At 45.1% G+C, this 21,326-nt stretch carries 16 protein-coding genes; 10 read left to right on the forward strand and 6 right to left on the reverse strand.

Annotated elements, in window-relative coordinates:
* Window positions 1-293: 293 nt before the first annotated feature.
* From gltB to R7P67_RS19220, 8 genes are all read left to right on the forward strand, one after another.
* Window positions 294-4,757, forward strand: coding sequence for a glutamate synthase large subunit (gene gltB / locus R7P67_RS19185; RefSeq protein WP_262652803.1), 4,464 nt, complete (start codon window positions 294-296; stop codon window positions 4,755-4,757).
* 20 nt (window positions 4,758-4,777) lie between these two features.
* A complete protein-coding gene (locus tag R7P67_RS19190) occupies window positions 4,778-6,190 on the forward strand; it encodes an FAD-dependent oxidoreductase (protein WP_005381833.1) in 1,413 nt (470 codons plus the stop codon).
* Between the two features lie 91 nt (window positions 6,191-6,281).
* On the forward strand, window positions 6,282-6,710 hold the full coding sequence (locus R7P67_RS19195; RefSeq protein ID WP_025768418.1) for a DUF1499 domain-containing protein: 429 nt from the start codon (window positions 6,282-6,284) through the stop codon (window positions 6,708-6,710).
* Between the two features lie 63 nt (window positions 6,711-6,773).
* The gene (gene mtnN / locus R7P67_RS19200) at window positions 6,774-7,469 is read left to right on the forward strand and encodes a 5'-methylthioadenosine/S-adenosylhomocysteine nucleosidase (RefSeq protein ID WP_005381837.1); all 696 of its coding nucleotides are present in this window, start codon (window positions 6,774-6,776) and stop codon (window positions 7,467-7,469) included.
* A gap of 11 nt (window positions 7,470-7,480) precedes the next feature.
* Window positions 7,481-8,434: a cobalamin biosynthesis family protein gene (locus R7P67_RS19205; protein ID WP_262652804.1), complete on the forward strand. Its 954-nt coding sequence runs from the start codon at window positions 7,481-7,483 to the stop codon at window positions 8,432-8,434.
* Window positions 8,434-9,255, forward strand: coding sequence for a vitamin B12 ABC transporter substrate-binding protein BtuF (gene btuF / locus R7P67_RS19210; RefSeq protein WP_237306520.1), 822 nt, complete (start codon window positions 8,434-8,436; stop codon window positions 9,253-9,255). The genes R7P67_RS19205 and btuF overlap by 1 nt, the downstream gene beginning before the upstream one ends.
* A 69-nt stretch (window positions 9,256-9,324) precedes the next feature.
* Window positions 9,325-9,945: a TRIC cation channel family protein gene (locus R7P67_RS19215; RefSeq protein WP_005387377.1), complete on the forward strand. Its 621-nt coding sequence runs from the start codon at window positions 9,325-9,327 to the stop codon at window positions 9,943-9,945.
* Window positions 9,946-10,073: 128 nt separating this feature from the next.
* Window positions 10,074-10,928, forward strand: coding sequence for a LysR family transcriptional regulator (locus tag R7P67_RS19220; RefSeq protein ID WP_064353625.1), 855 nt, complete (start codon window positions 10,074-10,076; stop codon window positions 10,926-10,928).
* Here R7P67_RS19220 and R7P67_RS19225 read toward each other — a convergent pair.
* On the reverse strand, window positions 10,870-11,649 hold the full coding sequence (locus R7P67_RS19225) for a TSUP family transporter (RefSeq protein WP_017821480.1): 780 nt from the start codon (window positions 11,647-11,649) through the stop codon (window positions 10,870-10,872). The genes R7P67_RS19220 and R7P67_RS19225 overlap by 59 nt on opposite strands.
* 304 nt (window positions 11,650-11,953) lie before the next feature.
* Here R7P67_RS19225 and R7P67_RS19230 point away from each other — a divergent pair, with 304 nt between their 5' ends.
* Entirely contained in the window at window positions 11,954-12,823 is an 870-nt protein-coding gene (locus tag R7P67_RS19230) for a hypothetical protein (RefSeq protein WP_017633622.1), read from the forward strand.
* Window positions 12,820-13,245 carry a hypothetical protein gene (locus R7P67_RS19235; RefSeq protein ID WP_017633621.1) on the forward strand — a complete coding sequence of 142 codons (426 nt, stop codon included), beginning with the start codon at window positions 12,820-12,822 and terminating at the stop codon, window positions 13,243-13,245. Before R7P67_RS19230 ends, R7P67_RS19235 begins: the two co-directional genes overlap by 4 nt.
* Window positions 13,246-13,568: 323 nt before the next feature.
* Here the strand turns inward: R7P67_RS19235 and carB are convergent, their stop codons facing one another.
* The 5 genes from carB to R7P67_RS19260 form a co-directional block, all read right to left on the reverse strand.
* Window positions 13,569-16,802, reverse strand: coding sequence for a carbamoyl-phosphate synthase large subunit (carB, locus tag R7P67_RS19240; RefSeq protein ID WP_005381854.1), 3,234 nt, complete (start codon window positions 16,800-16,802; stop codon window positions 13,569-13,571).
* Window positions 16,803-16,818: 16 nt separating this feature from the next.
* Window positions 16,819-17,958, reverse strand: coding sequence for a glutamine-hydrolyzing carbamoyl-phosphate synthase small subunit (gene carA, locus R7P67_RS19245; RefSeq protein ID WP_017821483.1), 1,140 nt, complete (start codon window positions 17,956-17,958; stop codon window positions 16,819-16,821).
* A gap of 481 nt (window positions 17,959-18,439) precedes the next feature.
* The gene (gene dapB / locus R7P67_RS19250) at window positions 18,440-19,249 is read right to left on the reverse strand and encodes a 4-hydroxy-tetrahydrodipicolinate reductase (RefSeq protein ID WP_065274178.1); all 810 of its coding nucleotides are present in this window, start codon (window positions 19,247-19,249) and stop codon (window positions 18,440-18,442) included.
* 110 nt (window positions 19,250-19,359) lie between these two features.
* Complete coding sequence (gene mutT, locus R7P67_RS19255; RefSeq protein ID WP_005387387.1) at window positions 19,360-19,758, reverse strand: 8-oxo-dGTP diphosphatase MutT; 399 nt, start codon at window positions 19,756-19,758, stop codon at window positions 19,360-19,362.
* Between the two features lie 155 nt (window positions 19,759-19,913).
* Window positions 19,914-21,326, reverse strand: a 1,413-nt coding sequence (locus R7P67_RS19260) for an SEC-C metal-binding domain-containing protein (protein ID WP_318086044.1), incomplete at its 5' end; no start/stop codon positions are given.

The following is a 21,326-nucleotide window of genomic DNA, read 5'->3' on the forward strand; positions in this document are numbered from 1 at the left end:
TTTTGTAACAATCAATTTTCTATCTATTTGAAATTATTAAACTATTTTAGCTTATTAAATGGTAAATCGTATATTCACGTGATGATCCACTAATAACTTGACCTTTTTTACAATAAGCTATAGCTTGTGAAGTTGATGAAAATAAAACACTCAAAAAATGTTAAATATTTCACAACTTTTACTGAATAATTATACATAAAGCTATAAAGATGACGCATAGTTAGTCATCGATATCAACGTAAGCAGTGTTGATATATCTGTCGGGATGACGGATAAGCAAAGGGAGAATTGCAATGGCTCTTTATGATCCAAGTCTTGAGAAAGACAACTGTGGATTTGGCTTGATCGCGCATATGGAAGGCGAACAAAGCCACAAGCTGGTACGTACAGCAATTTCTGCACTTGACCGCATGACTCACCGTGGTGGTATCGCCGCCGATGGTAAAACTGGTGATGGTTGTGGTCTTCTATTACAAAAGCCCGATTCCTATTTACGTCTTATTGCCGAAGAAAATGGTTTCAACCTTGGCAAGCAATACGCCGTAGGGATGATTTTCTTCAACCAAGATCCAGTCAAAGCTCAACTCGCTAAAGACATCGTCAACAAAGAACTGGCGCAAGAGACGCTAACTGTGGCTGGTTGGCGTGAAGTACCAACTAATTCAGAAGTACTCGGTCCAATTGCGGCCAACTCGCTTCCAAATATTCAGCAAGTCTTTGTCTCTGCACCGGCAGGTTGGCGCGAACGCGACATTGAACGTCGCCTCTACATCGCACGCCGTCGCATCGAGAAACAAATCACCGAAGATCCGGATTTCTACATCTGTAGCTTGTCGACTCAAGTTTTGGTGTACAAAGGCCTATGCATGCCTGCGGACTTACCGCGCTTTTATCTTGATCTTGCCGATCTACGTATGGAATCTGCTATCTGTCTGTTCCACCAGCGTTTTTCTACCAACACTCAACCGCGTTGGCCATTAGCTCAACCGTTCCGCTACCTTGCTCATAATGGTGAGATCAATACCATTGAAGGTAACCGACAATGGGCACGCGCTCGTGCTTACAAGTTCTCGTCACCACTGCTGCCTGACCTACAAACTGCAGCACCGTTTGTGAACGAGACAGGCTCAGACTCGTCTAGCTTAGATAATATGCTAGATCTCTTTTTAGCTGGCGGCATGGATATCTTCCGTGCCATGCGTATGCTTGTGCCGCCAGCATGGCAAAACCACCCTGACATGGATCCGGATTTGCGTGCGTTTTACGATTTCAACTCCAAACACATGGAACCATGGGATGGCCCAGCAGGTATCGTACTGTCCGATGGTCGTTATGCTGCTTGTAACCTAGACCGAAACGGTCTACGTCCTGCGCGTTATGTAATTACCAAAGACAAGTTGATCACTCTGGCATCTGAGGTAGGGATTTGGAATTACGCCCCAGATGAAGTTGCCAAAAAAGGTCGTGTAGGTCCGGGGGAATTGCTCGTCATCGACACTCGTAAAGGTAAACTTTGGCAGTCTAGCGAGATCGATAATGACCTGAAATCTCGTCACCCTTATCGCGAATGGATGGAGAACAACGTTCGCAAACTAACACCGTTCTCTCAGCTGCCTGAAGATCAAGTAGGTGAGCGCAGCTTTGATGAAGACTTGCTTAAGACTTATCAAAAGCAGTTTGCCATGAGCAATGAAGAAGTCGATCAAGTATTGCGTGTCCTCGGTGATATGGGGCAAGAAGCTGTCGGTTCGATGGGTGATGACACCCCGATGGCGGTTCTTTCTTCGAAAGAGCGCTTGGTGACTGATTACTTCCGTCAGAAGTTCGCGCAGGTCACCAACCCACCAATCGATCCGCTGCGTGAGAAACACGTCATGTCGCTGGCGACCAGCATCGGCCAAGAGATGAACGTCTTCTGTGAAACCGATGGCCACGCGCATCGTGTAACCTTTGATTCTCCAGTACTGCTCTATTCAGACATGCAGCAACTACTAGAGCTGAGTGACGATCATTACCGTAATACCATTCTCGATATCAACTACGACCCACAACAAAAAGATCTTAAACAAGCCATTAATGATCTGTGTGAGCAAGCAGAGCAAGTCGTTCGTGAAGGCACGGTTTTAGTCGTGCTTTCAGATCGCGCTTTAGTCAAAGGCAAGCTGCCAATTCCTGCAGCAATGGCGGTCGGTGCGGTTCAAACTCGCTTGATCGATGCCAACTTACGTTGTGATGCCAACATTGTTGTTGAGACCGCAACAGCTCGTGACCCACACCAATTTGCTGTCTTGCTTGGCTTTGGTGCTACTGCGGTTTACCCATACCTTGCTTATGAAGCGTTAGGTAAACTGATTGATGATAAAGCACTAGAGAAAGACTACCGCGATGTGATGCAAAACTACCAATACGGCATCAACAAAGGCCTGTACAAGATCATGTCGAAAATGGGGATCTCAACCATCGCCTCTTACCGCTGCTCACAACTGTTTGAAGCAGTTGGCTTGAGCCAAGATGTGGTCGATCTGTGTTTTAAAGGCGTCACAACTCGAATTGAAGGCGCGAATTTTGACGACTTCCAGCAAGATCTTACAAACTTATCTCGTAAAGCATGGGCGAAACGCAAATCGATTGATCATGGCGGCTTGTTAAAGTACGTCCATGGAGGTGAATATCATGCTTACAACCCGGATGTCGTCGGCACGCTGCAACAGGCCGTTAAATCTGGCGAAAGTAACGACTATCAGAGCTTTGCTAAGCAGGTAAACCAACGCCCTGTTGCCATGCTGCGTGACTTAATGTCGCTGAAAAAATCAGACTCACCGCTGCCACTTGAGCAAATAGAACCACGCACTGAACTGTTCAAACGCTTTGACTCAGCGGCAATGTCCATTGGCGCACTTAGCCCAGAAGCGCATGAAGCACTTGCAACGGCGATGAACCGTCTTGGTGGTTACTCTAACTCGGGTGAAGGCGGTGAAGATCCTCGCCGTTTCGGTACTGAGCGTAACTCACGTATCAAACAGATTGCTTCTGGCCGATTTGGTGTAACGCCGCATTACCTGACTAATGCGGATGTACTGCAAATCAAGGTGGCACAAGGTGCGAAACCGGGTGAAGGTGGACAGCTACCAGGACACAAAGTCACCGCAGAAATCGCAAAACTGCGTTATTCGGTACAAGGCGTGACTCTGATCTCCCCTCCTCCGCATCACGATATCTATTCGATTGAAGATTTGGCCCAGCTGATCTTCGACCTTAAACAAGTCAACCCGAATGCACTGGTTTCGGTAAAACTCGTCTCCGAGCCAGGTGTCGGCACCATCGCAACGGGTGTAGCCAAGACTTACGCTGATCTTATTACCATTTCGGGTTACGACGGTGGTACCGCAGCAAGCCCATTAACTTCGGTAAAATACGCTGGTAGCCCTTGGGAGTTGGGGTTGGCAGAGACACAACAAGCTCTGGTTGCTAATGGTCTGCGTCATAAGATTCGCCTACAGGTAGACGGTGGTCTAAAGACTGGTTTAGACGTAGTTAAAGCCGCAATTTTAGGTGCAGAAAGCTTCGGTTTTGGTACTGCGCCAATGGTCGCTATGGGTTGTAAGTTCCTACGAATTTGTCACCTCAACAACTGTGCAACTGGGGTTGCGACTCAAGACGAGACACTGCGTAAAGAATACTTCAAAGGTCTACCAGAAATGGTGATGAATTACTTCATCGGCCTGGCAGACGAAGTGCGCGGATTACTCGCCGAACTTGGCGTTGAAAAGCTGACGGACTTGATTGGTCGTACCGATTTACTTGAGGCAGTAGAGGGATTTACAGCGAAACAGACCAAGCTGGATCTATCCAATATTCTAGAAGCTCCAGTATCACCTGAGGGCCATCCGCTATTTTGGACAGAGCCAAACAAACCGTTTGATAAAGCTGAGCTCAACCAAAAGATCGTTGATGATGCCATGCATGCGGTCGAAAACAGTCAATCGGCAAGTTTCTTCTACAATGTCATCAACACTGATCGTTCTGTTGGTGCACGCTTATCTGGCGAAATAGCAAAACGCTATGGCAACCAAGGGTTGGCGGCTTCCCCTATCAAAATCTATCTTGACGGCACCGCAGGCCAGTCCTTTGGTGTTTGGAACGCAGGTGGTGTAGAGCTTTACCTCACGGGCGATGCGAACGACTACGTGGGAAAAGGCATGGCGGGTGGTAAAGTGGTTATCAAACCTCACCTTGGCACTGCATTTAAGTGTAATGAAGCAACCATCATTGGTAACACCTGTCTGTACGGCGCGACCGGCGGTAAACTATTTGCAGCCGGTAAAGCAGGTGAGCGTTTCGGCGTACGAAACTCAGGTACGATAGCCGTCATTGAAGGTGCTGGCGATAACGCTTGTGAGTACATGACTGGCGGTATTGTTGCCATTCTTGGTGCGACAGGTGTGAACTTTGGCGCGGGTATGACTGGAGGCTTTGCCTATGTTCTGGATGAGAACCAAAGCTTTGAAGGTCGAGTTAATACTGAGTCTGTCGAAGCCATCTCATTGTCCGATCTTTACATCCACCAAGAACATTTGCGTGGCCTAATTGCGGAACACCTTGAAGAAACAGGGTCGAGTCATGCTGAAAATATTTTGGCGAACTTTGATGAATGGATTCCAAAGTTCTATTTGGTGAAACCACAAGCGGCAGATCTTCGCACGCTACTTGGTCACCAGAGCCGCAGTGCCGCAGAGCTGCGTGTTCAAGCACAGTAATCATGGAGGATGTTTGAATCATGAGCCAGAACGTTTATCAATTTATCGATGTGCAGCGTGTAGATCCTGCGAAAAAGCCTATCAAAGTTCGTAAGATCGAGTTCGTTGAAATCTATGAACCGTTCACTAAACAACAGGCGACTGCACAAGCGGATCGCTGCTTAGATTGTGGCAACCCATATTGTGAATGGAAATGCCCAGTCCACAACTACATCCCTCAATGGTTAAAACTTGCCAATGAAGGTCGTATTCTTGAAGCGGTTGAACTATCGCATCAAACCAACAGCCTACCGGAAGTATGTGGGCGCGTTTGTCCTCAAGACCGCCTATGTGAAGGTTCATGCACGCTTAATGATGACTTTGGTGCCGTCACCATCGGTAACATAGAAAAGTACATTACCGACAAAGCGTTTGAAATGGGCTGGAAGCCAGATATGTCCAAGGTGGAGTGGACCGATAAAAAGGTCGCAATCATTGGAGCAGGCCCAGCTGGCTTGGCTGCCGCGGATATCCTAGTGCGCAATGGCGTTAAGCCCGTCGTGTTTGACCGCTACCCTGAAATTGGAGGCCTTCTGACCTTCGGCATTCCTTCATTCAAGCTTGAAAAAGGCGTGATGGAAAACCGCCGCCGTGTGTTCACTGAAATGGGCGTCGAGTTCCGCATGAACATGGAAGTAGGCAAAGATGTCCAAATGCAAGAGCTACTTGATGAATACGATGCTGTTTTCTTGGGCGTTGGCACCTATAAATACATGCGTGCAGGTCTAGATAATGAAGATGCGCCGGGTGTGTATGACGCGCTGCCATTTTTAGTTTCGAACACCTACAAAGTCATGGATCTTGAGAGTAACCAACCCTTTATCGATATGGCAGGAAAGAAAGTCGTCGTACTGGGTGGTGGTGATACAGCAATGGACTGCGTTCGTACCTCAATTCGCCAAGGTGCCTCCAACGTAGTTTGTGCTTATCGTCGTGATGAGGCCAACATGCCGGGATCTCGTCGCGAGGTAAAAAACGCAAAGGAAGAAGGCGTGAAGTTCATGTTCAACCTTCAGCCTTTGGGAGTGGAAGTGGATGCGTCAGGCAAAGTCTCGGGGGTCAAAGTGGTGAAAACCGCACTTGGTGAACCTGATGAAGCGGGTCGCCGACGTCCAGAGCCCGTTGAAGGCAGCGAGCACGTTCTACCAGCAGACGTTGTTATCATGGCGTTTGGTTTCCAGCCGCACAAAATGGACTGGTTAGCACCGTTTGATGTCGATTTGGATCAATGGGGTCGTATCAAAGCCCCAGCGAAGCAAGAGTTCCAATTCCAGACCAGCAATGAAAAGATCTTCGCGGGTGGCGATGCGGTACGAGGTTCTGATCTTGTCGTAACCGCAATTGATGAAGGACGAAAAGCGGCAGAAGGCATTCTCGATTACCTAGAAGTTTAATCTCAGCTAACCTCACAAAAAGGGTCCTGTTATTGGATCCTTTTTCTTTTGTATCCATATAATTAGAAACAAAATTATAAGAGTAAATACAATGAAAAAAGCCGCTCTCCTTTCCATTACTTTGCTCGGCTTAACCGCTTGTAGCCAAGGAGTCACAACCATGACGGATCGTTCTCAATCACCTTGTGGTGACAAACCAAACTGCGTCTCCACCCAAGACACGCGAGAAAAATACAACCTAACGCCATTTATCTTAGTTGATTCAGCGAACATCGACGCTATTGAGCAAGTTGCGCTTGAACTGCCAGGCGCGAAAACCGCGGTGAAAGAAAGCAACTACCTTCGTATCGAGTGCACATCTAAAATCATGCGCTTCGTGGATGACCTCGAACTAAAAATAGCAGGAGACCAACTGATTGTGCGCTCGGAATCTCGTGTGGGCTACTCTGACTTTGGCGTAAACAGAAAGCGCGCCGATCAATTACGAGAAAAGCTCACTCAAGCGAAGCTCATCAAATAGAAAACTGCCAACGGGGAGTGCTATACTCTCGGCCAACTAAAATATTTACTTAAAGAGAGTGTTATGAAAGTTGGTATCATCGGTGCGATGGAACAAGAAGTGACCATCCTGAAGCAAGCAATTACAAACTGCAAAACTGTAAATAAAGCAGGTTGTACGTTTTTCTCTGGTCAAATTAACGATGTTGAAGTCGTCGTACTACAATCGGGCATCGGTAAAGTTGCAGCGGCAGTGGGCACGACAATCCTTCTTGATGAATACCAACCAGACGTTGTGATTAACACAGGCTCTGCTGGCGGTTTCGATTCAAGCTTAAACCTTGGCGATGTAGTTATCTCTACAGAAGTTCGTCATCATGATGCAGACGTAACCGCTTTTGGTTATGAGATTGGCCAAATGGCCGGTCAACCAGCTGCATTCAAAGCGGATGACAAGCTAATGGACTTAGCCGAAAAAGCCCTAGCACAAATGGAAAACACTCATGCGGTTCGCGGCCTAATTTGTACTGGCGATGCGTTTGTTTGTACTGCTGAGCGTCAAGAGTTTATTCGTAAACACTTCCCGTCAGTTATCGCTGTAGAAATGGAAGCATCTGCTATCGCTCAAACTTGTCACCAATTCAACACACCGTTTGTTGTTGTGCGTGCAATCTCTGATGTCGCTGATAAAGAATCACCAATGAGCTTTGATGAGTTTCTACCTCTAGCAGCAAAAAGCTCTTCCGAAATGGTATTCAAAATGCTGGAACTCATTAAGTAAACGACTCATTCATGGAAGAAGTTTTTCAGTCATTTTATGCCAACGGTGCGCTCCTTATAATGTGGGGCGCACTGCTCTTGCACCTTCTAGTGCCAATCCCCCATTCAGTGCACCCCATCACTTTATGGCGAAAGCTAGCAGAACAGCTAGCCAACAAAGTGAACAATAATCACAATTACTCACAGAGTGTAATCTCAGGCAGTCTTGCACTAGGCTTGATGCTGTTTCCTTGTTTGATATTACTGATTGCAGTAAAGCCATTTGTTTGGCAAATCCCTTTATATGAACTGGTTCTATTGATCCTTGCGCTAGACTGGCGCAACAGCGAAACGTTAACGAAACAGCTCGTAACTAGTATGTCTTCGGAAGACAAAGCTCAGTGTCGAGCATTACTGAGACCATACCTTAATCGCGATACTGGTAGCCTCTCGATCGTTGGCATAGGTAAAGCTGGCTCAGAAACCCTGATTATGGGATACAGCCGCAACGTGATCGGTGTGCTATTTTGGTACGCACTAACAGGTGGCATTGGTGCGTTAATGTATCGACTCACAACAGAATTAGCGCGAGTGTGGTCCCCTAGCCGACGCCAATATTTGCCGTTTGGTAAACCTGTGATTCAACTGGTTGCTACTCTGGATATTATTCCACTTCGTCTCTTTGCCATACTTTTAGCTGCCGGAAAGAATACAAGTAATGTGCTCTCTGGAATACAACAGCAAGCGAAGTCTTGGCCCTTACCAGGACCTAGCTGGGTGTTATGTACTATCGGACACAAACTACAACTGTCTTTATGCGGCCCTGCTATCTATCAAGGTGTGCGTGCAGAGCGCGCAAAAATCGGTGGGCGCATTGCGCCATCGGCTATTCACCTTTCACAAATACATACGCTCCTCGTTTGGCGCGTCTTGGCTTGGATCGCAATCCAAAGTTTGCTTTTAGGAATAATTTATCAAGGATTATGATGAATAAATTATGCTTCGCATTAACGCTGTTTGTTTCGACAGCGACCTTCGCTCAACCCGCTCAACGCATTATAAGTTTAGCTCCACATGCCACCGAAATTGCCTTTGCAGCAGGGCTAGGAGACCAGCTTGTTGCTGTCAGCGAAATGAGCGATTATCCAGAACAGGCAAAGCAGCTAGAAAGAGTCTCAAATTATCAAGGAATTAAATTAGAGCGCATTATTGCTCTTCAGCCGGACTTAGTGATTGCTTGGCCAGCCGGAAACCCCGCTAAAGAGTTGGAGAAAATTAAACAGTTCGGTATTCCTATCTATTACTCCACTACAGGTTCATTAGAAGATATCGCCAATAATATTGAGCAACTCAGCCAATACAGCGAAACTCCACAAGTAGGAAAAAAGGCCGCTGAAGATTTTAGAACGCAGCTGAGTACACTAAAAGAACAGTACAACACGAACGAGAAAGTTAGTTACTTTTATCAGTTGAGTGAAAAGCCTATCATCACTGTCGCCGGAAAGAACTGGCCAAGTGAAGTCTTTACTTTTTGCGGTGGTGAGAACATTTTCGCCGCATCTAGCGCGCCTTATCCTCAAGTTAGCATCGAGCAAGTCATTACTCGACAGCCAGAGGTTATTTTTACTTCTCGTCACGCAATGAGTAACGATGGTATGTGGACTGAGTGGAGTAATGAGCTTCTTGCTCTTAAAAACAAACACATCTGGTCCCTAAACTCTGATTGGATTAACCGTCCCACACCACGCACATTGAACGCGATCAAGGAAGTGTGTGAGCACTTTAAAAGCGTTCGTCAAAAACGCTAACGATTTCGTGGCAAATACCGTACAATTTCCGCCCATTTTTTCTCACACTATTTAAAGGTACTAAGTAACATGGACTCCATGCTGCTTTATATGATCGATTTGTTCGGTACCGCTGTTTTCGCTATCTCTGGCGTATTACTGGCGGGCCGTTTAAAAATGGATCCATTCGGCGTTATCGTGCTCGGCAGTGTGACTGCTATAGGTGGCGGAACAATCCGAGACATGGCGCTTGGTGCCACTCCCGTATTTTGGATAACAGATACGACTTACTTATGGGTGATATTTGTTACGTGTCTACTAACCATGCTTGTTATTCGAAGACCCAAGCGACTCTCATGGTGGGTATTACCCGTTTGTGATGCCATCGGTCTCGCTGTGTTTGTGGGAATAGGAGTAGAAAAGGCACTCGCCTACAATGCATCCGGGATGGTCGCGGTGATAATGGGGGTTATTACTGGCTGTGGCGGTGGCATTATACGAGACGTGCTGGCTCGCGAAGTTCCTATGGTATTAAGAAGTGAAGTCTATGCTACGGCATGTATTATTGGCGGCATCTTCCATACGATGGCGGTAAACATGGGTTATGACCACTCAACGGCTTTACTCGCTGGTGTAATCTCAACGCTCATTATACGTCTCGGTGCGATTCGTTGGCATCTATCCCTGCCAACTTTCGCCATTAACCGTTAAACACCAACAACATCACTCATTATGGAGTCGACCAAGTGTCGGCTCCTCTCATTTATGCTCATTTGATTCGCCAATTCTTGGGCAATTCGCTAAATTATCTCAACCATTCCTAACTTTCATTAATCATTATGTTGCTTGAAGGTATTGAAACGTTACTTGTCCTCAGTAAAGAAAAAACCATGAGCCGCACAGGCAGTCAACTCTATATTAGTCAATCTGCCGTGAGTAAACGTATTTCAAATCTAGAGAAGAAGTTAGGAAAAAAATTGATAGAGCCAAATGGTCGGCACATAAAGCTGACCTCCGATGGCCTTGCCCTCATAAACACAATAGAACCCACGTTCAATGAGTTAAGAGGAAAAATCCACGATCAACAACAAATAGAAGATACTTCTTTAATCAAAATGGACTGCTCTGAAACCTTAGTGGCGGGATACCTCAGCATGATCATGGCAGAACACTTTGCCCATGATCAGTACATACGAATATCGACCAATCATACGCCACGCATTATTGAGAATGTGAAATCAGGCAAAGCAACATTGGGATTTTGCGCTGGCTATCTACCACCTCATCATGGATTAATGAGCCTTCACCTCGCCGATGAACCTTTCTCAATTGTCAGTCGACATTCACTTTCACAACTACCTAAAGCTATTTTGACCAATGACCTAACTAACCCTGCCAACACATATCAACAAGCTATTTTATCCAAACACGGAATCGAACCTTTGATGGAAATGGATTCGTATACTGCGGCAGCACAACTGGCTTTGGGAGGTATGGCTCCCGCTTTAATCCCTAAATCTATCCTAACGACACTTAATATCACATCTAAGTTCTGCTATGACTTTGAAGAGCTAGATCAGTTAGTTCGACCAATACATATCTGCTTACGTCACAGCACATATCGTAGCGAACGAGTTAAAGCACTGACAGAATCCATTGCTGATGTTGTTGCCAAAGAAGTTTCGTTGCCATAAGCATCGACATCACTATAACTAGAGGACGAATCCATTTTTGTCCTTTACTTACCACGACCTTCGCTCCTAACTGAGCACCAAGAAAACCGCCAACAGCCATGGTTAAGCCAAGCTTCCACACGGGCAACCCAGCTAAGATAAAAAAGAGTAGTGCCGCAATGTTTGACGTGAAATTGAGGATTTTGGTTCTAGCTGTGGCTTCGACCAAAGAAAAGTGACCTAGTGCAACAAAACAAACAGTAAAAATAGATCCAGTCCCAGGGCCAAAAAAGCCATCATAGAAACCGATCCCGCCACCAATGCATAGCGCAAACATCGCTTCAGATAACTTTGGTTCTCCATCGATTTTTCGCGTACTTGGCGCGAGTAAAAAATAGAGGGAAATGGCTATCAAAAGAACAGGGATCAAACTGGTGAGTACGCTAGCATCAATAAACTGCACAGCCTCGGCACCGATTGCAGCGCCTATAAAAGTGCAGAGTATCGCAAAACGCATTTCCTTTAAGCTAACAATACCGTTACGCACGAAATACCAGCTAGCAGAGAAACTGCCAAACGAACTTTGTAACTTATTGGTTGCTAGAGCTTGAGTCGGACTCAACCCCGCAGCCAAAAGCGCAGGGAGCGTAATGAGCCCTCCCCCACCAGCCATCGCATCAATAAAGCCTGCGGCAGTCGCAACCAAAAATAAGGCCAACAAAATCTCAACCGTGATTTCCACTACACTTCCTTTTTGAAGAGGTATCAAAGAGGAAGAAACGGTAGCACTTATTCACAAAACTACCAATGGAAAGTCAAGACACCAATCTATTCCTAATTTTCATAGAATTAATGCTTAAACTTGACTCCAAACTTTTATATAAAATTTAGTTGTCAGAAAGAATTGAATCACTGTCACAAATCTATTCCTGATAATGAGATCAAACGCTTACCTTTAAATATAAAACTAGACGAGTATGAAAGATCTGTTCAGCATGTAGAGTTTACATTGTCAGCGCTCAAGGCCCGATATCTGAGGAAAATACATGACTAGCAACTACCCTTTATCACGACATCAATCCTCAAAAAATAGTGGTAGTATAAGCACCTACCCTCTTTATAAATCAAATCATCAACATCGAAATCAAGAAACCATTATCTTATCTATCGAGAGCTTCGATATCGTTGTCAAGAACAATGTAAAAGATAAAGCGAAATTAGAACGTTGGGAAAAGATAAAGGGAATGTTTGAAAATACAGCAAACTATTATGCTACAGGACAGGACTTAGTTTTTATAACCAACTTATCAAACTATTTGTACGGAAATAATAGCTCTGTTATCGTTAAAAATTATTCTGGAGCTCCACATATCATACTCACAGGCTCCCCTGCTATGCACTCAAAGCTTTCTGGATTAGGAAAATTTCTTCCCACTCCAACTGTGGCAAAGTTCGCTGTTGGACCAGAAGGGGCATTACAATCCATTAGAAGTGGGGGCATAATAACAATTATCTTAATATCCACATACAGAGTGATTGACTTTTTCCTCAATGACCGTCAAACCTTAGCCAAACTATTTGGTACTTTAGCTAGTGATATAATCACTATCGGGTTATCGTCAGCTGCAGCAGCTATATTTGTAAACTTTGCCGCAGCAGTGGGTGGCAGTGTTGTAACTTTAAGTGCTGGCCCATTATTAGGGGCTATTCTGATAAGCTCGGCTGTAGGTCTTTTATTGAATAGAGAAAATGATAAACGAGGTTTAACACAGAAGTTAATAGCCTCTATAGATATTTACTTAAAGCAAAGAGATATAGAAGCAAAGAGAAGAGCAAAAGAAGAATATAATGAGATTCAACGTAAAACTCAAAGTATGATTTTCTCGCAAGAAATACAGCGAGGTTTGTTACGATGAAAAAAGGGAGTTACGACCGAACGCAAGTGTTTTTTTATTTAATAATTTTATTAGCATCAGCAATATCACTGTTAATATATGGTTTTGATGGATTGTCAGACTTTTATCTTAACATCTATAATAATGAAAGTTATTCATCTTTTGATCAGGCTGATATTTTGATTATAGGCTCTAGTTTGATCTTATTTGAATGCTCTAGAATGTCCGTAAAAACATTAAAATCAAATAATTTCCTAACTAAAAGTGAGTTTAAAAGCTCTAGTAAGATATTCCTAACTATATCGGTAACTAGTTTTTTTCTTCTTTATCCCTCGCTACTAGCAGCAGATGTTTTTGCAAAAAGTAACGGATACTCTCTTGATACTGAAGAATCAACTTATAACTTAGTCTTAGAAAAAAGAACCTACCGAAGCACTCCATAGTTAGTATGTTTTTAAGCTCGACACTGCTTATTTTAACTTTTTCTAATTACCTATCTGCTTAAAGAGTTATGGTCGGCTTAATACCTCAGTCCTACAGCATTAATTTTGTTGCAGCAAGTGGTAGTACTATTTATTCATCTTTGGGTACATCGCTTGCCATCATTAGCTTGATGATCTTCAAAAGCGAAGCATACCAATCGTTCCTAGCACACTTTAATGCTCTTCATTTTAGAAAAACCTCGATATAAAAAAGCCCGCTCAAATGAGCGGGCAATGAGGTTGTCATGTAAGCTCTGATTAATGAGCTTACTGATTTTTATCTGTTACGCGTCTAGACTCGCTTTCACTTTAGCGTGTAACTCTTGAACCGAAGTTACTGACGCTTTTGCGTCTGCAGTATGAGACATACATGTAGCGAACGCTGCATTCAGTGTCGTTGTGTAGTTCACTTTTTCTGCCAGTGCACCACGGCGTAGAACTTTCGAATCTTCAATCGCTTGACGACCAGCAGCCGTGTTTACGATGTAGGTGTATTCGTTGTTCTTGATGCGGTCAAGAATGTGTGGACGACCTTCGTGTACTTTGTTTACCAAACGTGGGTTAATACCCGCTTCGCCCAGAATTACAGCAGTACCGTGTGTCGCATCCAACTGGTAACCCAGTTTCACTAACTTAGAAGCTAGGTCAACAACACGCTCTTTATCACCTTCACGTACAGACAGTAGCGCACGACCACCTTCAGGATAAACCGCCCCACAACCTAGCTCTGCTTTCGCGTAAGCTTCTGCGAACGTTGCACCCACACCCATTACTTCACCTGTTGAGCGCATTTCAGGGCCCAATAGAGGGTCAACACCAGGGAATTTGTTGAACGGCAGAACCACTTCTTTCACTGAGTAGTAAGGAGGGATAATCTCTTTAGTAAAGCCTTGTGACTCTAGAGATTGACCCGCCATTACACGTGCAGCGATTTTCGCTAGAGGAGCGCCTGTCGCTTTCGATACGAATGGTACCGTACGAGCAGCACGAGGGTTCACTTCAATTAGATAAACGTCGTTATCTTTCACAGCAAACTGCGTGTTCATCAAACCGCGCACACCGAGTTCGAATGCTAACTTCTCAACTTGCTCACGCATCTTGTCTTGAATTTCCTGACTTAGCGTGTATGCAGGCAGTGAACATGCAGAGTCACCAGAGTGAACACCCGCTTGTTCGATGTGCTCCATGATACCGCCGATAACGACGCGTTCACCGTCACAGATAGCATCAATATCAACTTCGGTTGCATCATCCAAGAAACGGTCTAGCAGAACTGGAGACTCGTTCGATACGCTTACTGCTTCGTTGAAGTAGCGACGCAGGTCTTGCTCGTCGTACACGATTTCCATCGCACGACCACCGAGTACATAAGATGGACGAACAACTAATGGGAAGCCAATTTCTTTCGATTTCTCAACCGCTTGCTCCATCGTTGTTACTGTCGCGTTTTCTGGCTGAAGTAGACCTAAACGGTCAACAGCGGCTTGGAAGCGTTCACGATCTTCCGCACGGTCGATAGCATCTGGGCTAGTACCAATGATTGGCACACCAGCCGCTTCTAGAGCACGAGCCAGTTTAAGTGGCGTTTGACCACCGTACTGAACAATCACACCTTTTGGTTTTTCAACGCGAGCGATAGACAGTACATCTTCCAGAGTTACTGGCTCGAAGTACAGACGATCAGACGTATCGTAGTCAGTAGATACCGTTTCTGGGTTACAGTTAACCATAATGGTTTCGTAACCGTCTTCACGCAGCGCAAGTGATGCATGAACACAACAGTAATCGAATTCGATACCTTGGCCGATACGGTTTGGACCGCCACCAAGAACCATGATCTTATCTTTGTCTGTTGGGTTTGCTTCACATTCTTCATCGTAAGATGAGTACATGTAAGCCGTGTCAGAAGAAAACTCTGCGGCACATGTATCCACACGTTTGTAAACCGGATGAATATCAAACTGCTCACGAGCACGGCGAATTTCACTTTCAGCGACACCAAGCAATTTAGACAAGCGAGCATCAGAGAAGCCTTTGCGTTTCATCTGACGAAGCACTTCTTTGGTCAAACCTGCGTAGCCGCCCGCCTTGACTTGTTCTTCGAGTTTTACAATTTCTTCGATTTGAACCAGGAACCAGCGGTCGATTTGAGTCAAGTTGAACACACCGTCGACTGACATACCCGCTCGGAATGCATCGGCGATGTACCAGATACGCTCTGCACCTGCTTCTTTAAGTTCGTGACGAATCTTAGTCAGTGCATCTGGCGCTTCCAGATCGACCATCTCATCAAAACCAGTTGCGCCAACTTCTAGGCCACGCAGTGCTTTGTGAAGAGATTCTTGTTGGTTACGACCAATCGCCATTACCTCACCAACCGATTTCATCTGAGTTGTCAGACGATCGTTTGCACCAGCAAATTTCTCGAAGTTAAAGCGAGGGATCTTAGTTACGACGTAGTCGATAGTTGGTTCAAATGACGCAGGTGTTGCACCACCTGTGATGTCGTTTTGTAGTTCGTCTAGCGTAAAGCCAACAGCCAGTTTCGCGGCAATTTTCGCGATTGGGAAGCCTGTTGCTTTTGATGCTAGCGCAGAAGAGCGAGATACACGCGGGTTCATCTCGATGATGACCATACGACCATCTTTCGGGTTGATACCAAACTGTACGTTTGAACCACCTGTTTCAACACCAATCTCACGTAGAACGGCTAGCGATGCATTACGCATAAGCTGGTATTCTTTGTCAGTCAGTGTTTGTGCTGGAGCAACCGTGATTGAGTCACCCGTATGGATGCCCATTGGGTCAAAGTTCTCGATTGAACATACGATGATACAGTTGTCCGCTTTGTCACGAACGACTTCCATTTCGTACTCTTTCCAACCGATGAGTGACTCATCGATAAGAAGTTCGTTGGTCGGAGATAAGTCCAGACCGCGACGACAGATTTCTTCGAACTCTTCTTTGTTGTACGCGATACCACCACCAGTGCCACCCATGGTGAACGATGGACGAATGATACAAGGGAAGCCAACCATATCTAAAACTTTGTAAGCTTCTTCCATGCTCTTCGCTGTATCTGCGCGAGGACACTCAAGGCCGATAGACTTCATCGCTTTATCAAAACGAGAACGGTCTTCCGCTTTGTCGATTGCATCAGCCGTTGCACCAATCATCTCTACGCCAAACTCTGCGAGAACGCCGTGCTTCTCTAAATCTAACGCACAGTTAAGTGCTGTCTGACCACCCATGGTTGGCAGTACCGCGTCTGGGCGTTCTTTCTCGATGATCTTGCGAACAACTTCCCACTGGATTGGCTCGATGTATGTCGCATCTGCCATTTCAGGGTCAGTCATGATGGTCGCAGGGTTAGAGTTAACTAGGATAACTCGGTAGCCTTCTTCACGAAGAGCTTTACACGCTTGTGCGCCAGAGTAGTCAAACTCACATGCCTGACCGATAACAATCGGACCAGCACCAAGAATTAGAATACTTTGAATGTCAGTACGTTTTGGCATTATCTACTACTCCGAATTAAGCGCTGTGTTTTTTGATTAGTTCGATAAAGTGGTCAAATAGCGGTGCCGCGTCATGTGGACCAGGGCTCGCTTCTGGGTGACCTTGGAAGCTAAATGCTGGCTTGTCTGTGCGGTGGATACCTTGCAAAGAGCCATCAAATAACGATACGTGAGTAGCACGTAAGTTTTCCGGTAATGTTGCTTCATCTGCCGCAAAGCCGTGGTTTTGCGAAGTGATCATCACAACGTTACGCTCTAAATCTTTTACTGGGTGGTTTGCACCGTGGTGACCAAACTTCATTTTCACCGTTTGCGCACCTGATGCTAGCGCCAGAATTTGGTGACCTAGACAAATACCAAAAATTGGCAGGCCTTTTTCTAGGAACACTTTGGTTGCTTCAATCGCGTAAGTACATGGTTCTGGGTCACCAGGGCCGTTCGATAAGAATACGCCATCTGGATTTAGTGCCAGAACTTCTTCCGCTGACGTTTCTGCAGGTACAACCGTTAAGCGGCAGCCGCGGTCAACCAACATTCGTAAGATGTTGCGTTTTGCGCCGAAGTCGTAAGCGACAACGTGGTATGGCAGCTCGCTGTCATCTTTCGCCTCTGGAAGTCCACCTTCAAGCGTCCACGAACCTTGCTTCCATTGATACGCTTCTTTTGTTGTAACTTCTTTCGCAAGGTCCATTCCTTTTAAGCCTGGGAATTCTTTTGCTTTCGCTAGTGCCAAAGCTTCGTCTAGGTTATTGCCCGCAACAATACAGCCGTTTTGAGCACCTTTTTCACGCAGGATACGAGTGAGCTTACGAGTATCGATATCAGCGATGCCAACGATATTTTGAGACTTAAGATAATCAGAGAGGGATTGTTCGTTACGGAAGTTAGAAGCGATTAGAGGAAGATCGCGAATCACAAGGCCTTGTGCATGAATGGAAGAGGATTCTTCATCTTCGGAAGTGGTTCCGGTATTGCCAATGTGAGGATAAGTGAGAGTGACGATTTGCTGAGAATAGGAAGGATCAGTGAGGATTTCTTGATACCCCGTCATCGAGGTATTAAAAACGACTTCACCAACGGAAAGACCATCTGCCCCTATGGACACTCCGCGGAACACTGTCCCATCTTCTAGGACCAACAGTGCTAATTTACCCAAGACAACCTCCAGAATAAAAATGCAAAAAAAATAAATCAAACTGCAAACATGCCTTCCTTTACCTATAAAATCTACATAAATAGGTATTTCAGACAAATTGGCGGTATTCTAAAGTTGGAGTCGAAACCTGTCAACCTACAATCAAAAATAAATGATTAATTTCTAGCGAGTAAGGTCATTTTGAATCAGTAAGGCCCAAAAAGATAACTTTTACATGCTATTACATAGAGAGGCATAGAGGTTTAATGAATTTTACAAATTTAAACTTTTTAGAGATCACAAAAAAGTATGAGTTTTTCACGCAAACGTTCACTCAACAAAAAAGACATTAGTTTTTAGACATCAAAACCCAAAACACCCACAAAACAACCAAAACAACAACAAAAGTAAGCACCAAAATACTTTCTGTTAGAATCATTTCATTTACAAACAATTCTATAGATATAAAAAAGCCGGCTACCGCCGGCGAATAATTATGTATTTAGAGATCATTCAATCCCAAAACATCTGTCATGGTATAAAAGCCCGCTGGTTTGGCACTCAACCAAACAGCGGCCTTGACGGCGCCATTAGCAAACGTCATACGATCGGTCGCTTTGTGCGTTATCTCCACTCGTTCCCCGATATCAGCAAACATGGCTGTGTGCTCACCGACAATATCGCCAGCGCGAATTGTAGCAAAGCCGATCTCATCTTTAGTACGTTCACCTGTGATACCTTCTCTCGCATAGACAGCTACATCATTCAGCTTGTTGCCCATCGCACCAGCAATGGCTTCGCCCATCCCGATAGCAGTACCAGAAGGAGCATCAACTTTATGACGATGATGTGCTTCGACAATCTCAACATCACAGTAGTCGCCCATCACTTTGGCTGCTTTCTCAAGAAGCTTAAATACTAGGTTCACACCAACAGAGTAGTTAGGAGCCATGACAACAGGCACTTGCTTAGCGGCTTCGTCAATCAGCTCACGCTCTGCATCACTGAAACCAGTCGTCCCAATCACAATACTCTTTCCATGCTTCTTACACAGTTCAAGATTCGCCAACGTACTTACTGGGGCAGTAAAATCGATGATTACATCAAAATTATCGACGTCTTTAGCAAGATCATCCGTTAAGAACACATCGAATTTGCCTTCACCACAAAGTTCACCGATATCGACACCGACAAGTGAGGACTCAGGTCGTTCTGATCCCGCGCTCACTGTCGCCTCTGGATTAAGGTGTGAAGCTTTAACCAAATTACGGCCCATTCGGCCTGCTGCTCCTGCGATTGCAATACGAACCATTGCGCTTTCTCTCCTTCTCTGGATAACGAGGTTTGCTCTCGTTCTCTCGTTTCGCTTAATCTGTTTAAACTAACAACATACCGTGGTTACCACAAGCAAGTTCATCAGGCTTAAGCAAACTCTTTTACGACACGCTCCAAGATAGGCACGTTCGCTTCAGGAAAGGCATAGTTACCCAATTCTCTTATCTCAACCCAGCGACCTTCTTGACCTTCTCGGCCGTAAGGCTCATTACTGAACTTAGATACCGTAATAAAATCAAACTTAAGTGATTTGTCTGGATAGTCATATTCCAAATGCTCGAAAAGGGCTTGCTCAGTAACTTCAATTCCTACTTCTTCTTCAAGTTCTCTTGCTAGAGCATGTTCAATACTTTCTCCTGACTCGACTTTCCCGCCGGGAAACTCCCAAAACCCGCCTTTATGCTTGTCGTCTGGACGCTTTGTAATAAAAATTTTTGATTTGTCTTGGTTAAAAATAATAGCCGCGACTATGTGAATTCTTTTCATAGGGGTTCCTAACTCTCAAGCCGTTACACTTCAACGGTCTTTGCATCTCTAAAACTATCCGATGCTATCAAAACTTATGAAATTCGACAGCCACAGAATTTGCTTAAAAAAAGAGCCGCCTAGGCGACTCTTTAAAAAATTATCTGACTAATACGTTAGTCGATCTTGCCGTGGCACTGTTTATACTTCTTACCACTACCACAAGGGCAAGGCTCATTGCGACCTACTTTACGTTCATCACGTACCATTGGCTGACTTGAACCTTCTTCAGATTCTTCACCTTCAGAAAGAGGGTTTTGTGCTGCTGCGTGTTGCGCTTGAGCACGACGAGCGGCCTCTTCAGCTTGCGCACGACGTTGCTCTTCCATACGTTCAACTTCTTCTTGTTGCTGAACTCGAACGCGAGATAGAACAGTAATCACATCAGTTTTCAGCGCTTCTAGTAGACCTTCAAACAGTTCAAACGATTCACGCTTGTATTCCTGTTTCGGGTTCTTCTGCGCATAGCCGCGTAAGTGAATACCCTGACGCAAGTGATCCATTGCTGCCAAGTGCTCTTTCCAAAGCGTATCCAACGTTTGAAGCATAACCGATTTCTCGAAGTTACGAAGCACTTGCGCACCCACCACTTCCTCTTTCTCTTTGTACACTTCAACGGCTAGATTGATGATCTTCTCGCGTAGCGCCTCTTCGTAAAGCTTATCGTCTTCTTCAAGCCATTGCTTCACTGGCGCATCAAGATCGAAGTCTGCTTTCAAGCGCTCTTGCAGACCTTCAACGTCCCACATATCTTCTAGTGATTGTGGCGGGATGTACTCATCAATAACCGCTGTTAGCACATCTTCACGGTTTTGCTCGATCATACCGCTGATGTCTTCAACGTTCATCAATTCGTCGCGCAGCTCGTAGACAACCTTACGCTGATCGTTCGCCACATCATCGTATTCTAGTAGCTGCTTACGGATATCAAAGTTACGACCTTCCACTTTACGCTGTGCTTTTTCAATTGAGCGAGAAAGCATTTTCGATTCAATTGCTTCACCTTCTTCCATACCACTTTGGATAAGGCTCGCCATACGATCAGAAGTGAAAATACGTAACAAAGAGTCTTCCATAGATAGGTAGAAGCGAGATGAACCTGCATCTCCTTGACGACCAGAACGACCACGTAGCTGGTTATCAATACGGCGAGATTCGTGGCGCTCAGTACCAATGATGTGTAGACCACCAGCATCTAGTACTTGATCATGTACCACTTTCCACTCTGCTTTAATCGCATCGATTTGTTCTTGAGTTGGGTTCTCCAAAGCTTCCACTTTTGATTGCCAACTACCGCCAAGCACAATATCCGTACCACGACCGGCCATGTTGGTCGCGATAGTTACCGCACCAGGCATACCCGCTTCAGCAACAATTTCCGCTTCCTTTTCATGGAATTTCGCATTCAATACGTTGTGTTTGATCTTCGCTTTCTTCAATGCGTTAGAAAGAAGTTCTGATTTTTCAATCGATACTGTACCAACCAATGTTGGCTGACCTTTCGCAACGCGCTCTTTGATATCTTCAAT

This window comes from Vibrio sp. Vb0937, from assembly GCF_033338855.1.

Coding starts and splice junctions, on each gene's coding strand:
- gltB (WP_262652803.1), top strand. CDS start 294: ATGGCTCTTTATGATCCAAGTCTTGAGAAAGACAACTGTGGATTTGGC.
- R7P67_RS19190 (WP_005381833.1), top strand. CDS start 4,778: ATGAGCCAGAACGTTTATCAATTTATCGATGTGCAGCGTGTAGATCCT.
- R7P67_RS19195 (WP_025768418.1), top strand. CDS start 6,282: ATGAAAAAAGCCGCTCTCCTTTCCATTACTTTGCTCGGCTTAACCGCT.
- mtnN (WP_005381837.1), top strand. CDS start 6,774: ATGAAAGTTGGTATCATCGGTGCGATGGAACAAGAAGTGACCATCCTG.
- R7P67_RS19205 (WP_262652804.1), top strand. CDS start 7,481: ATGGAAGAAGTTTTTCAGTCATTTTATGCCAACGGTGCGCTCCTTATA.
- btuF (WP_237306520.1), top strand. CDS start 8,434: ATGAATAAATTATGCTTCGCATTAACGCTGTTTGTTTCGACAGCGACC.
- R7P67_RS19215 (WP_005387377.1), top strand. CDS start 9,325: ATGGACTCCATGCTGCTTTATATGATCGATTTGTTCGGTACCGCTGTT.
- R7P67_RS19220 (WP_064353625.1), top strand. CDS start 10,074: ATGTTGCTTGAAGGTATTGAAACGTTACTTGTCCTCAGTAAAGAAAAA.
- R7P67_RS19230 (WP_017633622.1), top strand. CDS start 11,954: ATGACTAGCAACTACCCTTTATCACGACATCAATCCTCAAAAAATAGT.
- R7P67_RS19235 (WP_017633621.1), top strand. CDS start 12,820: ATGAAAAAAGGGAGTTACGACCGAACGCAAGTGTTTTTTTATTTAATA.
- carB (WP_005381854.1), bottom strand. CDS start 16,802: ATGCCAAAACGTACTGACATTCAAAGTATTCTAATTCTTGGTGCTGGT.
- dapB (WP_065274178.1), bottom strand. CDS start 19,249: ATGGTTCGTATTGCAATCGCAGGAGCAGCAGGCCGAATGGGCCGTAAT.
- mutT (WP_005387387.1), bottom strand. CDS start 19,758: ATGAAAAGAATTCACATAGTCGCGGCTATTATTTTTAACCAAGACAAA.